This is a genomic window from Steroidobacter flavus, assembly GCF_042651805.1.
Lineage (GTDB): Bacteria > Pseudomonadota > Gammaproteobacteria > Steroidobacterales > Steroidobacteraceae > Steroidobacter > Steroidobacter flavus.
Map to the genome: position 1 here is coordinate 1,553,547 of NZ_JBHSDU010000003.1, position 12,808 is coordinate 1,566,354.

15 protein-coding genes are annotated in these 12,808 nt (G+C 61.9%); 7 read left to right on the top strand and 8 right to left on the bottom strand.

Features of this window, described 5'->3' with window-relative positions; all coding sequences use genetic code 11:
• Positions 1-37 precede the first annotated feature (37 nt).
• Positions 38-670, top strand: a complete 633-nt coding sequence (pyrE, locus tag ACFPN2_RS12190) for an orotate phosphoribosyltransferase (protein ID WP_380596873.1) — start codon at positions 38-40, stop codon at positions 668-670.
• Positions 671-772: 102 nt separating this feature from the next.
• The gene (locus ACFPN2_RS12195) at positions 773-1,417 is read left to right on the top strand and encodes a DUF4124 domain-containing protein (protein ID WP_380596874.1); all 645 of its coding nucleotides are present in this window, start codon (positions 773-775) and stop codon (positions 1,415-1,417) included.
• On the opposite strand, the gene dut is transcribed toward ACFPN2_RS12195, so the two are convergent.
• The 4 genes from dut to ACFPN2_RS12215 form a co-directional block, all read right to left on the bottom strand.
• On the bottom strand, positions 1,414-1,902 hold the full coding sequence (dut, locus tag ACFPN2_RS12200; protein WP_380596875.1) for a dUTP diphosphatase: 489 nt from the start codon (positions 1,900-1,902) through the stop codon (positions 1,414-1,416). The two genes, ACFPN2_RS12195 and dut, sit on opposite strands and share 4 nt — an antisense overlap.
• Positions 1,892-3,142, bottom strand: a complete 1,251-nt coding sequence (gene coaBC / locus ACFPN2_RS12205) for a bifunctional phosphopantothenoylcysteine decarboxylase/phosphopantothenate--cysteine ligase CoaBC (RefSeq protein WP_380596876.1) — start codon at positions 3,140-3,142, stop codon at positions 1,892-1,894. Before coaBC ends, dut begins: the two co-directional genes overlap by 11 nt.
• Positions 3,143-3,285: 143 nt before the next feature.
• Positions 3,286-4,398 carry a hypothetical protein gene (locus ACFPN2_RS12210; protein WP_380596877.1) on the bottom strand — a complete coding sequence of 371 codons (1,113 nt, stop codon included), beginning with the start codon at positions 4,396-4,398 and terminating at the stop codon, positions 3,286-3,288.
• Between the two features lie 21 nt (positions 4,399-4,419).
• On the bottom strand, positions 4,420-4,632 hold the full coding sequence (locus ACFPN2_RS12215) for a hypothetical protein (protein ID WP_380596878.1): 213 nt from the start codon (positions 4,630-4,632) through the stop codon (positions 4,420-4,422).
• A 353-nt stretch (positions 4,633-4,985) separates the two neighbouring features.
• Between ACFPN2_RS12215 and radC the strand changes: the two genes are divergently transcribed.
• From radC to rpmG, 3 genes are all read left to right on the top strand, one after another.
• Entirely contained in the window at positions 4,986-5,660 is a 675-nt protein-coding gene (gene radC / locus ACFPN2_RS12220) for a RadC family protein (RefSeq protein WP_380596879.1), read from the top strand.
• Positions 5,661-5,788: 128 nt separating this feature from the next.
• Entirely contained in the window at positions 5,789-6,025 is a 237-nt protein-coding gene (gene rpmB / locus ACFPN2_RS12225; RefSeq protein ID WP_380596880.1) for a 50S ribosomal protein L28, read from the top strand.
• A 16-nt stretch (positions 6,026-6,041) separates the two neighbouring features.
• Positions 6,042-6,197 carry a 50S ribosomal protein L33 gene (gene rpmG / locus ACFPN2_RS12230; RefSeq protein WP_116808805.1) on the top strand — a complete coding sequence of 52 codons (156 nt, stop codon included), beginning with the start codon at positions 6,042-6,044 and terminating at the stop codon, positions 6,195-6,197.
• 171 nt (positions 6,198-6,368) lie between these two features.
• On the opposite strand, the gene ACFPN2_RS12235 is transcribed toward rpmG, so the two are convergent.
• Positions 6,369-7,559, bottom strand: coding sequence for a DesA family fatty acid desaturase (locus tag ACFPN2_RS12235; protein ID WP_380596881.1), 1,191 nt, complete (start codon positions 7,557-7,559; stop codon positions 6,369-6,371).
• Between the two features lie 193 nt (positions 7,560-7,752).
• On the opposite strand from ACFPN2_RS12235, the gene mutM reads away from it, so the two are divergent.
• On the top strand, positions 7,753-8,568 hold the full coding sequence (gene mutM / locus ACFPN2_RS12240; protein ID WP_380596882.1) for a bifunctional DNA-formamidopyrimidine glycosylase/DNA-(apurinic or apyrimidinic site) lyase: 816 nt from the start codon (positions 7,753-7,755) through the stop codon (positions 8,566-8,568).
• Between the two features lie 298 nt (positions 8,569-8,866).
• On the opposite strand, the gene ggt is transcribed toward mutM, so the two are convergent.
• Genes ggt through rsmD form a run of 3 tightly spaced genes read right to left on the bottom strand, consistent with a single transcriptional unit; the run spans position 8,867 to position 11,745 of the window.
• Entirely contained in the window at positions 8,867-10,549 is a 1,683-nt protein-coding gene (gene ggt / locus ACFPN2_RS12245; protein WP_380596883.1) for a gamma-glutamyltransferase, read from the bottom strand.
• A 57-nt stretch (positions 10,550-10,606) separates the two neighbouring features.
• Positions 10,607-11,101, bottom strand: a complete 495-nt coding sequence (gene coaD, locus ACFPN2_RS12250; protein ID WP_380596884.1) for a pantetheine-phosphate adenylyltransferase — start codon at positions 11,099-11,101, stop codon at positions 10,607-10,609.
• The gene (rsmD, locus tag ACFPN2_RS12255) at positions 11,098-11,745 is read right to left on the bottom strand and encodes a 16S rRNA (guanine(966)-N(2))-methyltransferase RsmD (RefSeq protein WP_380596885.1); all 648 of its coding nucleotides are present in this window, start codon (positions 11,743-11,745) and stop codon (positions 11,098-11,100) included. Before rsmD ends, coaD begins: the two co-directional genes overlap by 4 nt.
• A gap of 79 nt (positions 11,746-11,824) precedes the next feature.
• Between rsmD and ftsY the strand changes: the two genes are divergently transcribed.
• Positions 11,825-12,808 (top strand): signal recognition particle-docking protein FtsY, encoded by a 984-nt coding sequence (gene ftsY / locus ACFPN2_RS12260; protein ID WP_380596886.1) that lies wholly within the window; start codon positions 11,825-11,827, stop codon positions 12,806-12,808.

Here is a 12,808-nt window from a genome sequence, read left to right on the forward strand (position 1 = left end):
TCCGATGCCGAGCGCAAATCGACTACCATCTTTCGCCATGCGCTCATTCATCGATCTTTGTCTGCAGCTCGGCGTGCTCCGCTTCGGCGAATTCAAGCTCAAATCCGGCCGGGTGAGCCCGTACTTTTTCAACTCCGGCCTGTTCCATTCGGGACGGGCGCTGGCGGAGCTGGGGCGCGCCTATGCGCAGGCGATTCAGACTGCCGGCCTCGAGTTCGATGTGCTGTTCGGCCCCGCCTATAAAGGGATTCCGCTGGTGGCGACCACTTCGGTCGCGCTCAACGATCAGCATGGCCGCGATGTGCCCTGGGCCTTCAACCGTAAGGAAGCCAAGGCGCATGGCGAAGGCGGCAATATCGTGGGTGCGCCGTTGCGCGGTCGGGTGCTGATCGTCGACGACGTAATCACCGCGGGCACGGCGATCCGCGAAGCCATCGATATCATTCGCAGCGCCGGCGCACAGCCTGTCGGCGTCATGCTTGCGCTGGACCGGCAGGAACGGGGTCAGGGCGCCCTGTCGGCCGTTCAGGAAGTGGAACAGACATTGCAGCTGCCGGTGAGCAGCATTCTGCGCCTGACCGATCTCATCGATTACCTGAAACGCAGCGGAGATGCGACACAGCTGGCGGCAGTCGAACGATATCGCAGCGAATATGGCGTGTCTGACTGAGGTGACCTGGCCATTCCATGTGACCAGAATTGTCCAAAGTTGACCGAACGGTGCCCTACGGCACAATAACCTTCCAGGGCTCAAGGGGAAAAATTCACACCGATGCGCGGGATTCGCACACTGACCCTCATCGCTGCGACATTCGCATCGGTGTCCGCTTTCGCTGCGCAAAAGCAGAAGCAGAGCGACGCCGCGTATTACCGTTGCAAGGACGCCCAGGGACAACAGCTCTATGGCGACAGCATGCCGCCGGGCTGCGTCGGCCAGGACACCGAGGTGCTGAGCTCCAGCGGCAATGTAACCCGCGTGATCGAGGGTGACCGGAGCAAGGCCGCCCGACTGGTGCGCGAAGCCTCCGAAAGCAAGGAACGGAAGCTGAAAGAAGAGCGCGATCTGCGCGATCGCATGCTCCTGGAAACCTACCTGAGCGTGGAAGACATCGAACGGCTGCGCGATCAACGTCTCGAGATGCTGGTTGCGCAAAACCGCGCCACCGAGCAGACCATCTCCAACATGCGCGAGCGGCAGAGCCGGCTGGAGAACCAGATCGCGCGCTTCAAGCCTTACAACGAGAAACCGAACGCGCCGCCGCTGCCCGACCACCTCGCTGAAGACATGGTCAACACCGTGAACAGCATGAAGGTGTATCAGGAATCCCTGGAAAAGAACCTGGCCGAGCAGGCGGAGCTGAAGTCGAACTTCAGCGCCGACATCAAGCGCTTCAAGGAACTGAAAGGGATCCGCTAGCCGCGGCCGGAGCTGCCGAAGCCGCCGGCGCCACGCTCGGTGGCGACGAATTCATTCACCACGTCGAACTCGACCTGCAGCACCGGCACCACCACCAGCTGTGCGATCCGCTCGCCCGGCTGAATCGTGAACGTGCTCTGCCCGCGATTCCAGCACGAGACGAAGATCTGGCCCTGATAGTCCGAGTCGATCAGCCCCACCAGATTGCCGAGCACGATGCCGTGCTTGTGCCCCAGCCCCGAGCGCGGCAGCACGATGGCCGCATAGCCCGGATCCTGCAGATAAATCGCGATGCCCGAGGGAATGAGCTGCGTATCGCCGGGCTTTAATTCCAGCGGCGCATCGATACAGGCGCGCAGGTCCACCCCCGCCGAGCCCGAGGTCGCGTATTGAGGCAAGGGATAGTCGCGACCGATCCGAGGATCGAGCACACGAATCTGCAAGCGACGGCGGGCGCCATCGCCGGAGGTTCCATCAGCGGGCATGAGCGGCAGTTAAAGCAGGCGTTGGGTTTTGGTTTTGAGTTTCGCCGCGGGAGCGATAGCGCTCGGCGATCAGTTCCACCAGCTGACGAGCCAGGGCCGCTTTGCTGGTGAGCGAGAGCTCGCGCTTGCCGTCCTTCCAATACACCGTCAGCGCGTTGTCGTCCTTATCGAACGCCAGGCCGTCGCCGACTTTGTTGGCGGCAATCATGTCGAGGTTCTTGTTGGCGAGCTTGGTGAGCGCGTTGCGCTCGACGTGCTCGGTCTCGGCCGCGAAGCCGACCAGGAACGGATGCGATTCGTTACGAGAGACCGTGGCGAGCACGTCGGGAGCCCGGGCCAGCGCGAGATTGAGTGTGTCGCTGGTCTTCTTGATCTTTTCGCCGGCGATCTCACGACAGCGATAATCGGAAACCGCGGCCGCGGCGATGAAAATATCCGCGCCGACGACGTTGCTCTGAACCGCGCTCAACATTTGTTCGGCGCTTTCCACATCGACGCGCTCGACACCTCGCGGCGTTGGAATCTGCACGGGGCCGCTCACCAACACGACGTGAGCCCCCGCTTCGCGCGCCGCTTCGGCGACCGCATAACCCATCTTGCCGGAGCTGCGATTGCTGATGAATCGCACCGGATCGATCTTTTCGCGCGTCGGGCCCGCTGTGACAACGACCTTCAACCCTTGCAGCGGACCGGCGCCACCGCGGGTCGTGAAAACCTCGGCCGCGATTTGCGTCGGCTCGAGCATGCGCCCGACGCCAACTTCGCCACACGCCTGCTCACCACTCGCCGGGCCGAGCACGCGCACGCCGCGCTCTTTCAATACACGAACGTTTGCTTGCGTGGCGGGATTCGCCCACATCTGACGATTCATCGCCGGCGCGATCGTGATCGGCGCGGTGGTCGCGAGGCACAGCGTCGTCAACAGATCCTCGGCGAATCCGTGAGTGAGCTTGGCAATGAAGTCGGCCGTGGCCGGCGCGATCACAATTTCGTCCGCCCAGCGCGCCAGCTCGATGTGCCCCATCGCCGCTTCGCCGCTCTCGTCCCACAAGTCATCGCGCACCGGTCGGCCGGACACGGCTTGGAATGTGAGCGCCGTGACGAATTGCTGAGCCCCACGTGACATCACGACCTGGACTTCGGCGCCCTGATCCATCAATCGGCGCACCAGGTCCGGGCTCTTGTAAGCCGCGATACCGCCCGTGACACCCAGAAGAATTTTGCGAGGCTGCGAGCTCATGAACCCGATTATGGGGGCGACCCGGGAGCCCGGCAAACGTCGCTGTCGCATAGAGCCATTCCGCGCGGATATGGCGCGCAGCCGGCCTGTCTGGCGCAACTTGGCAGCGAAAAGCGCGCAGGTCGCCGCTAAAATACCGTAAATCAGGGGTTTGGAAGCGGCGAGACCATCAGCCGCGGTCGCTGGTAGAACGAGGCAGAGGCGATGCGATCCAGCGGCAACACTCTTTGAAATTCTGCCCACCGCGATTCCGCCCATTGAGATTTCGCCTGCCCGTCCTCGGGCAGGAGATACACCTCCGGGTAGAAGTTGGTGAGTTCGACGCACAACTTGTCCTCGGTGCGATAGCCGCTCATGGTCGGATAAATCACAACATAGGGGTCTTTGTTGCCGCGAATGGCAACGGCTTTGACTGTGCCCACATAGACCTTACGGTCATGGGTGCTCAGCACGACCAGGCTCTTCCGGATGGTCGCCGCATAAAACAATCGCTCGAGTTGCGACGGGCCTTTGCCCAGTGCGTAGCGAGTTTCTGCAACATCCCTGGTGTAGACGCAGTTGATGAGCAACGCCAGGCCGATACCGAGCAGGCACGCGACAAACGCACTTCCCAGACCAGACGCGGCGGCCGACTGAGACACCGGTTTGGTTACGGCGTGCCAGAAACCCACCACTTCGCCTTGGTATTCGAGGAAGAAGTGCAGCAGCGTGGCGACGAACAGCGCGCTGGCCGAGATTCGAATCAACGCCGTCCCCCAGGGGATCGCGCCGAATTTCGCGAATCGCTGCGCGGCCCAGGCCAAGGCTACCACCGCTGCCATCCCATACAGTCGCAAATCCAGGCCAAGGACCCGCGACGAAAGCGTCGACAGCAACGGATCGAGCTGCAGAAAAAAATAGCCCGCCAGCACCGCGGCGACGATACCCAGCACCGCTTTCAACTTGTGAGCATCGATGACGCTGCTATGAATCGTATGCGTTGCAAACAAGATCATGAAACCGAGGGCCAACGCCCCCACCAGCGGACAAGTGGCCGCCGCGAACAGCTTGAGCTGAACAGCCTGGTAATCTCGAAAAACTTCCTGAAACAAATACACCGAGATGCGACCGGTCAACAGCAGGCCCAGGCCGATGGCGGCAGACCAGAACAGAGCCACTTGTGGAGACTCCACGGGCGCCCGGTGCGATGTCCCGTTGAACAACCCGTAGAAAAGAAAGCCGCCGAGCAGCGGCAGAAATAGCGTATTGAGAGTCACGACCTGCCGGCAGCAACCACTTTATCGTTGCGCCTCTTTCGCGTTCCGGCGCCGTCCCTCCTGAAGCTTGGCAACCCGCGCCAGCTCCGCCTGAACCTCCCTCGAACCGAGCACACGCGTCACATTGAATTTGACGTCACCGGACGGACCGAAAGTCATCACCTCACGCCTGTCGCGGCCCGGGTCCAGCAGATTCACGAATAGCGCAGACCACTCCTTCCAGCTTCTAGGCATGTCGACTCGCAATTGGAAGTTAGGGAATAAAAGCTTCTAAACCGTTCGCCGACATCCGTGCGTGATCACCGACTCACTCTAACATCGTGCTCAGGGCGAATGTGATGTGTATCACGTACTGCAACCCTGTATTTACTCGGTAGTGGGCGCGATATCCGTCCACTGCCTACAGCAAACAAAAACTCACGACGCAGCAGGCGCAGCAGGCGCAGCAATCGCAAACCCTACCGCAACTCAGCCGTGTCGAAGCTGCCTATTTCCTTCAAAGCAGCGAGAAAGCCGCATCACGCGGATTCACGCATACGACACACTCATTGACCGGACGAGGACCGCATTGGAGCCAAGGAATGTCGATGTCGATACGCGACTGGCCGGAGCACGATCGGCCGAGAGAGAAATTGCTCAAGATCGGCGCGGGCAGCCTAAGCGAGGCGGAACTGCTCGCAATCCTGCTCGGTACGGGTATCCGCGGTCGGAACGCGCTGGAGCTGGCCAGGGATCTCATCGCCGATTTCGGCTCGTTACGAGCCTTCCTGACTGCGGACAGGACGCGCGCATGCAGGGCCCGCGGGTTCGGGCCGGCTCGCTATGTAGTGTTACAGGCGGCGTTGGAGCTGACTCGCCGGCATTATCAGGAATTGATGACGGTCGGCTCTGCCCTCGAGAATCCGCGCGCCACCCGCGAATTCGTGCAACTCCGGCTGCGAGACCTGCCCTACGAGGTGTTCTGCTGTCTGCTCCTGGACAGCCGCTACCGGGTCCTGGGTTTCGAGGAGCTGTTTCGGGGGACTATCGACGGCGCGATCGTTCATCCTCGGGAAGTGCTTCGACTGGCCCTATCGCGCAATGCCGCCGCGCTGATCCTCGTTCACAATCACCCCTCCGGCATCGCCGAGCCCAGCCCGGCGGACCGGAACATCACGGTGCGCCTGAGGGACGCGCTGGCCCTGGTGGACATCAAGGTTTTAGACCATTTGGTGGTCGGAGACGGGGTGTGCGAGTCGTTTGCCGAGCGCGGCTGGCTGTAACGAAACGCCTTTCAAGCATTTTCGGGGCGCGGACGACTTCCCTAAGCCCGCTCCGGCTGGTATAAAGCGCGACTCGTTTTTAGGCCCCCGGTCTACGTGCCGGCGTGCCTCAGATTAGGAAATCCGCCATGTCCAGAGTCTGTCAGATCACCGGCAAGGGGCCGTTGACCGGTAACACCGTGTCACACGCCAACAACAAGCGTCGTCGCCGCTTCCTCCCCAACCTGCACGTGCAGCGTTTCTGGGTCGAGAGCGAGCGCAAGTTCGTCAGCCTGCGCGTGTCCACCCGCGGCCTGCGCACCATCGAGAAGAAGGGCATCGACGTCGTCGTTGCCGAGCTGCGCGCCAAGGGCGTCGCGGTCTAACCGGTAGGAGCCAGCCATGCGCGAAAAGATCAAGCTCGTGTCCACTGCCGGCACCGGCCACTTCTACACCACCACCAAGAACAAGCGCCTGCATCCGGACAAGATGGAAGTGCGCAAGTTCGACCCGAAGGCCCGCAAGCACGTGGCCTATAAGGAAGCGAAGATCAAGTAAGAACGCTTGCCCGCTGGCGGCGGGCCGCTGTTCCGAATGATTGAAGGCCCACCTCGGTGGGCCTTTTGCTTTGGTGGGGAAATAACAGTCGGCGGGCGCGGTCGGCGACTCAAATAAAAGGCCCGCCTTTCGGCGGGCTCTTCGGTTGGCGGTGAGGCCAACCCCTGGAGATCAGACGGCGTGGGGCTGCAGCGGCATCGAGTAGCTGCGCAGCGTGTTCGCGAAGTCCTGAAGCACCTTGATCCGACTGGCTTCAGCCTGTGCGATCAGCTCCCGCAGGTGCTGAATGAGCTTTTCATTGCTCATGTTCGCCCCGCTCCACATCACGGCAAGCCGCTCGCGGAATTCATGGACGGTCTTGAGCGTCTGGTTGGACGCCAGCACTTCGCTCAACCGTGACTTCGCATTCACGTCCAGCAAGGCGGGCTCGCGAACCAGCAGCTTGCGGACCCGGCTGCTCAACGCCCCACCGGCATTACGCAGCTCTTCCCGGAACACCGGCAACGTCACGTGGCGGGTGTAATCGCGCAAGACGTGCATTCGATTCACGATCACCGCACGCACGTTCTCCAGATCGATATGCACGCGCGGCTCGACCTTCACCGGCTCCGGCGCCGTGCGCAGGACGCGGGCCAGGCCCAGCATTCTGAAGATGCGGATGTAGAGCCAGCCGATATCGAATTCCCAGCGCTGCACCGAGAACTTCGCCGAGCTCGGGAACGCATGATGATTGTTGTGGAGCTCTTCGCCGGCGAGCAGGAAGCCCCAAGGCATCACGTTGCGGGCCGCATCGGCGCACTCGAAATTGCGGTAGCCGTAGTAATGACCCACGCCGTTGACGACGCCGGCCGCGAGCAGCGGATTGGCCATCAGCTGAGCCGCCATGATGATGATGCCCGGCACGCCGAACAGCACCAGATCGGTGATGACCAGCAGCACGATGCCGCCGTTCCGATACTTGAAGTAGACGTTGCGCTCCATCCAGTCGTCGGGCGTGCCGCGACCGAACTTCTCGGTCACCTGCGGATCGCGGGCGGCCGCCTGATACAGCTCGGCGCCTTCCAGCAGCACCTTCTTCAAGCCGACGATCACCGGGCTGTGCGGATCGTCCGGTGTTTCGCAGCGAGCATGATGCTTACGATGCACGGCCACCCATTCCTTGGTGACGATGCCCGAGGTCAGCCACAGCCAGAAGCGGAAGAAGTGGCGCAGCGCCGGATGCAGATCGAGGCTGCGATGACAGGCGTCCCGATGCAGATACAAGGTCACGCCCATGAACGTGATCTGGATCAGCACGAAGGTCACCAGCACATAACCCCAGAAACTGAGGTTAAAAACACCGTACAGGAAGTCTAGGTTCACGGGTGCCCCTGCAAAGGCCGCAAAGCTTATAGGATGGGAGAAAAATCAATGCCGTCGGACTATAACGGACCCCGAAAGCCCCCACAAATGAGCCATTCCCTCAAGCGAAGACGGCTGCGGGCGCCGTCTATGTTGAAGGTGAACGGGCGCCTTTCAATGGGCGGAAATCACTTGGGTCGAGATCGCGACTGTCATGCCTGAACTGCCTGAAGTAGAAACTACCCGCCGGGGCATCGAGTCCTCGGTCGTCGGACACGTCATCAAGAAGGTCATCGTGCGCGAGCCCCGCTTGCGATGGCGGATACCGAAACAGTTGCCTGAACTGGCGGCCGGCCAGCGCGTGGTTCAGCTGCGCCGACGCGCGAAGTATCTGGTGTTCGATCTCGAACGGGGCAGCATGATCCTGCACCTCGGGATGTCGGGGAGCCTGCGGGTTCTGCCCGCTTCCACTCCGCCCTCCATGCACGATCATGTCGACATCGTGATGGATACCGGGCAGTGCCTGCGCTTCAACGACCCTCGACGTTTCGGCAGTCTGCTATGGGCCGATGGCGATCCGCTCGAGCACAAGCTGCTCAAGCCGCTGGCGCCTGAACCGCTCTCGGAGGAGTTTCATGGCGAGTATCTGGCACGGGCCGCCAAGGGTCGCAGCGTCGCGATCAAGCAGCTCATCATGAACGGGCAGGTGGTCGTCGGCGTCGGCAACATCTACGCGAGCGAAGCTCTTTTTCGCGCCGGCGTGCGCCCCCGCCGCGCGGCGGGGAGGCTGAAGCGGCCCGAGTTCGATGCGTTGGTAAAAGCAATCAAGGACGTTCTAGGCGACGCGATCCGCGCCGGCGGTACGACGCTACGCGATTACATCAACCCGGAGGGGAATCCGGGGTACTTCCGCCAGAAGTTGTATGTGTATGAGCGGACTAAAGATCCGTGTCGAGTGTGTAAGACGCCGATCAGACACTTTGTCCAAGGGCAACGGTCGACGTACTTCTGCCCTCAGTGCCAGAAGTAGCGCTTGCGCCCCTGACGGGACGCCGCGCAGAGGGTTTTATTTTTATGCGCCGCGCCTCCGGCGCGGCGCGGGCCATTCGAAGAGCGTAGCCGCAAGCTCGGCCGTGCTGGACGGCGCTGGCAGTTCCAAAAGCGTAGCGCAAGCGCTGCGACTTGCTGGACAGCCTTGGCAGTTCGAAAGGCGCAGCGCAAGCGTGGCGCCGTGCTGGCAAGTGCCGCAGTCGTTGATGGCAACGCCTGCGACAAGGCGCTGTCAGCTGCGCCGCGCTGGCGAACTCGATCAAATCAACTTTGATGCGTTAATAGACGACGCCGACACCTACACCGCGCGGGTCCGAAACGGCTTTCACCGCACCGGTCTTGTAGTCCCACGTAACAATCTGCATGTTGCCGGGCTGGCGCGACTCGCGCAGGTTGTGGCCGAACTTCTTCAATGTCTCTTGCTCATCGGCACCAAGCGCGCCGGGCTCGAACGACAACACGTCTGGCATGTATTGATGGTGAAAGCGTCCCTTCTTCACCAACTCGTCCGGAGACAGGCCATGCATCCAGTCCAGCGTGGCGAGCAACACCATGCCCATGATGTAACTTCCGCCCGGCGTCCCGAGCACCATCACACCTTCAGGGCGCTCAACAAACGTCGGCGTCATGCTCGACAACGGCCGCTTGCCCGGCGCGATTGCATTCGACTCGGCACCTACCAAACGAAACCCGTTAGGCACCCCGGCCTTGGCGACGAAATCATCCATTTCGTTGTTCAGCAGAATGCCCACCCCCGGCACCATCAACCCCGAGCCAAAAAAGAAATTGATCGACATCGTGCCGGCAACCCGATTGCCATCGGCATCGATGATGGAAAAATGCGTGGTCTGCGACCCCACAGGCGCAGAAGCAATACTGGGTAACGCATCGCTCGGCGTGGCGCGATCCATGCGAATGGAAACACGCTGGCCGGCCGCGTAATCCGCACTCAACAACCGCTCGACCGGAACGCTCACAAAATCCGGGTCGCCGAGATATTCAGCGCGATCTCGATGCACCCGCCGCGCCGCCTCGACGATCAAGTGAACGCGCGTCGCGTCGTCCACCGCCTTCAAGTCGTAGCCAGAAAGAATATTCAGCGCATTGATCAACCCAACGCCACCCGACGACGGCGGCGGCGCAGTGATAATTCGCGCGCCCTGGTATTCGCCAATCACAGGCTTGCGCTCTTTGACTCGATACTCAGCGAGATCCTGCAGCGACCAGATGCCGCCCATCTTTCGCACGCCATCGACCAACTGCTTCGCCACCGGCCCCTGATAGAAACCCTGCGCGCCGCGCTCGGCGAGCGTAGTCAATGTCTTCGCCAGCTCCGGTTGTTTGATGATGAAGCCGACCTCGGGCACCTGACCTTTATCCAGAAAGATCTTCGCCGCCGCACCGGCGTTGAAAGTCTCACGCTTGGCGATGATGCCGCCGCGCAATCGATCGTTCAGTGGAAAGCCCCCGCGTGCCAGGCGAATCGCGGGCTGCAGGACCGTTTTGAACGGCAGCTTGCCGTACGTCTTGGAAACATGTTCGAAACCGGCAGGCTCACCCGGAATGCCCGCGGCGAGGGCGGTCGACGTCGAGCGGCCTTTGACGACATCGCCTTTCTCATCGAGAAACATGTCGTGAGTAGCCGCACGAGGTGCCACCTCTCGCGCATCGACCATTGTTTCGAAACCGTCCGAGGCGCGATGTAACAACCAGAAAGCACCGCCGCCCAATCCGGAGCTGCTCGGCTCGACCACAGCGAGCGCGGCACTCACAGCCACCGCGGCATCGAATGCGTTACCGCCCTGACGAAGAATCTCCATGCCCGCTTCGGTCGCCAGCTGATGCGCGCTCGCAATCCCTGCTTTGCCCGGACGCTGCGGCTGATCCGCCAGCGTCGCCAGCGGCAACACGAACAACGCAATTAATAGAACACGGATCCGAAACAGCGGAATGACTTTCATGGGATCTTCAGAGCGCGCTCGCCGCCAGAAAGGGCGAGCGCCGGACGGCGAGGATGACTACTGCTGCGCGCGGCGCTTGGCCCATGCACGCTGCAAGGCGGCCTCGACTTTGGGATGAACGAACTGCGCGACGTTGCCGCCGAGACTGGCGATCTCGCGCACCAGGGTGGAGGAAATAAAATTGAACTGCTCGGTGGGCGTCAGGAACACGTAGTCCACCTTATCCGACAAATGCCGGCTCATGGTCGCGAGCTGAAACTCGAACTCGAAGTCCGAGACCGCTCGCAAGCCGCGCACCACCACACCCAAGCCATGCTGTCGAGCGAACTCGACCGTGAGTCCCGAATAACCTGTGATCTCGACATTGGGAATATCGTGCAGGACTTCGCGAGCCAGCTCGACGCGCTCTTCCAGCGTGAACAACGGCGCCTTGCCGGGATTGGCCGCGACCGCGACCACGACGCGATCGAAAATGCCGGCGGCTCGACGCACCAGGTCGTAGTGGCCATTGGTCATCGGGTCGAACGTGCCGGGATACATGGCGCCGGTCATGGCAAAACCTCTTCAGCGGAACGGATGCGAGCCGTCGTGACTCGCAGCAGATGATAGCCGACCTGACCGGCTTGCTTGGAACGGTACACGCTCCAACCGGCTGACAACGGTGGTAACGGCGTATCCGACGGGCATTCCACGTAAATGTGCGCTTCGGGTGCCAGCCAACCTTGCGGCAATTTGCTGAACACCGCCTGCAACAGCGTCGAAGCGAACGGCGGATCCAGAAAAACCAGGTCGAACGGCTGCGGCGTTCGCTCCAGGAAACGGCTGGCGTCTTCGGTCTTGACGGTCGCGCCGGTGGCGCCCAGTCGTTCGAGGGTTTGTGTCAAATGACGACCCACCTGCGGCTCGCGGTCTACAAATGTCACCGCCGAGGCGCCGCGCGACAGCGCTTCGATACCCAGAGCGCCGCTGCCCGCGAACAAATCCAGACAGCGGGCGCCGGCGATGTCCTGCTGTAACCAGTTGAAGAGCGTCTCGCGAACCCGGTCCGGCGACGGGCGGATCGCCTCAATGGCGGGGAAATCGATCTTCATGCCGCGCCAGCGACCGCCCACGATGCGCAAGCGGTTCGGCGCCAGTTTGCCGAGTTGCGCGGTGGTTTTGCCGACGGAGCGGCGATTGCTGGGTTCTCTGGCCATGTGCGCGGCGGATGATAGCCCCGGCGGGCGGCGCCAGTGCTGTTAGAATTGCGCGCCCCGCCTCCAGACCCGTCAGCGAATGTTCGGTTTCAAGAAGGACAAGCCACCCGCCAACCCGCCCCCGCCTGCCGCTCCCGAGCAGCAGGGCAGCCTGTTCACGCGCCTGCGCGCCAAGTTGAACCGGGGCGATTCGTGGCTGACCTACGATCTGGCGAACCTGATACCGGGCGGCAAGATCGACGATGCCGTGCTCGACGAGCTCGAGCTGCGCCTGATCACCGCCGATGTCGGCGTCGAGACCAGCGAGCGCATTCTGACGGCGCTGCGTAAGAAAGTGGCGCGCCACGAGCTCGACAACCTGGACGCGTTGCTCGAAGCCCTGCGCGAGCAGCTGATGGACATCGTCCGCCCGGTGCAGGGCCAGATGGTCATCGACAGCAAATACATTCCGTTCGTAGTGCTGGTGGTCGGCGTGAACGGCGCCGGCAAGACCACGACCATCGGCAAGCTCGCTCGCATCATCAAAGCGGCTGACATGAAAGTGATGCTGGCGGCGGGCGATACGTTCCGCGCCGCTGCGGTCGAGCAGTTGCAAGTGTGGGGTCAGCGCAATGATGTGCCGGTGATCGCCCAAGCCACGGGCGCCGATCCCGCGGCCGTCGCGTTCGACGCCTTGCAGTCCGCGCAGGCCCGCAAGTTCGATGTGCTGATCGCCGACACCGCCGGCCGCCTGCACACGCAATCGAACCTGATGGACGAGCTCAAGAAAGTGAAGCGCGTGATGGGTCGTCTGGATCCCGCCGCTCCGCACGAAGTGTTGCTGGTGCTGGACGCGAGCCAGGGGCAGAACGCGCTCCAGCAGGCCAAGCTGTTCAATGAAGCGCTGGGCGTCACGGGCGTCGTGCTCACCAAGCTCGACGGCACCGCCAAAGGCGGTATCGTGTTTGCTATCGCCAGCGAATTAAAACTGCCGATCCGATATCTCGGCGTCGGCGAGAGCGTCGAAGACTTCGTCGGCTTCGAAGCCGCGGCCTTCGTGGATGCGTTGCTCAAGCGGGACTGA

What these genes read in the sequence shown, in the direction of transcription:
- mutM (WP_380596882.1), top strand. Translation starts at nt 7,753, where the DNA reads ATGCCTGAACTGCCTGAAGTAGAAACTACCCGCCGGGGCATCGAGTCC.
- ggt (WP_380596883.1), bottom strand. Translation starts at nt 10,549, where the DNA reads ATGAAAGTCATTCCGCTGTTTCGGATCCGTGTTCTATTAATTGCGTTG.
- rpmG (WP_116808805.1), top strand. Translation starts at nt 6,042, where the DNA reads ATGCGCGAAAAGATCAAGCTCGTGTCCACTGCCGGCACCGGCCACTTC.
- radC (WP_380596879.1), top strand. Translation starts at nt 4,986, where the DNA reads ATGTCGATACGCGACTGGCCGGAGCACGATCGGCCGAGAGAGAAATTG.
- coaBC (WP_380596876.1), bottom strand. Translation starts at nt 3,142, where the DNA reads ATGAGCTCGCAGCCTCGCAAAATTCTTCTGGGTGTCACGGGCGGTATC.
- pyrE (WP_380596873.1), top strand. Translation starts at nt 38, where the DNA reads ATGCGCTCATTCATCGATCTTTGTCTGCAGCTCGGCGTGCTCCGCTTC.
- ACFPN2_RS12215 (WP_380596878.1), bottom strand. Translation starts at nt 4,632, where the DNA reads ATGCCTAGAAGCTGGAAGGAGTGGTCTGCGCTATTCGTGAATCTGCTG.
- dut (WP_380596875.1), bottom strand. Translation starts at nt 1,902, where the DNA reads ATGCCCGCTGATGGAACCTCCGGCGATGGCGCCCGCCGTCGCTTGCAG.
- ACFPN2_RS12195 (WP_380596874.1), top strand. Translation starts at nt 773, where the DNA reads ATGCGCGGGATTCGCACACTGACCCTCATCGCTGCGACATTCGCATCG.
- coaD (WP_380596884.1), bottom strand. Translation starts at nt 11,101, where the DNA reads ATGACCGGCGCCATGTATCCCGGCACGTTCGACCCGATGACCAATGGC.
- rsmD (WP_380596885.1), bottom strand. Translation starts at nt 11,745, where the DNA reads ATGGCCAGAGAACCCAGCAATCGCCGCTCCGTCGGCAAAACCACCGCG.
- rpmB (WP_380596880.1), top strand. Translation starts at nt 5,789, where the DNA reads ATGTCCAGAGTCTGTCAGATCACCGGCAAGGGGCCGTTGACCGGTAAC.
- ftsY (WP_380596886.1), top strand. Translation starts at nt 11,825, where the DNA reads ATGTTCGGTTTCAAGAAGGACAAGCCACCCGCCAACCCGCCCCCGCCT.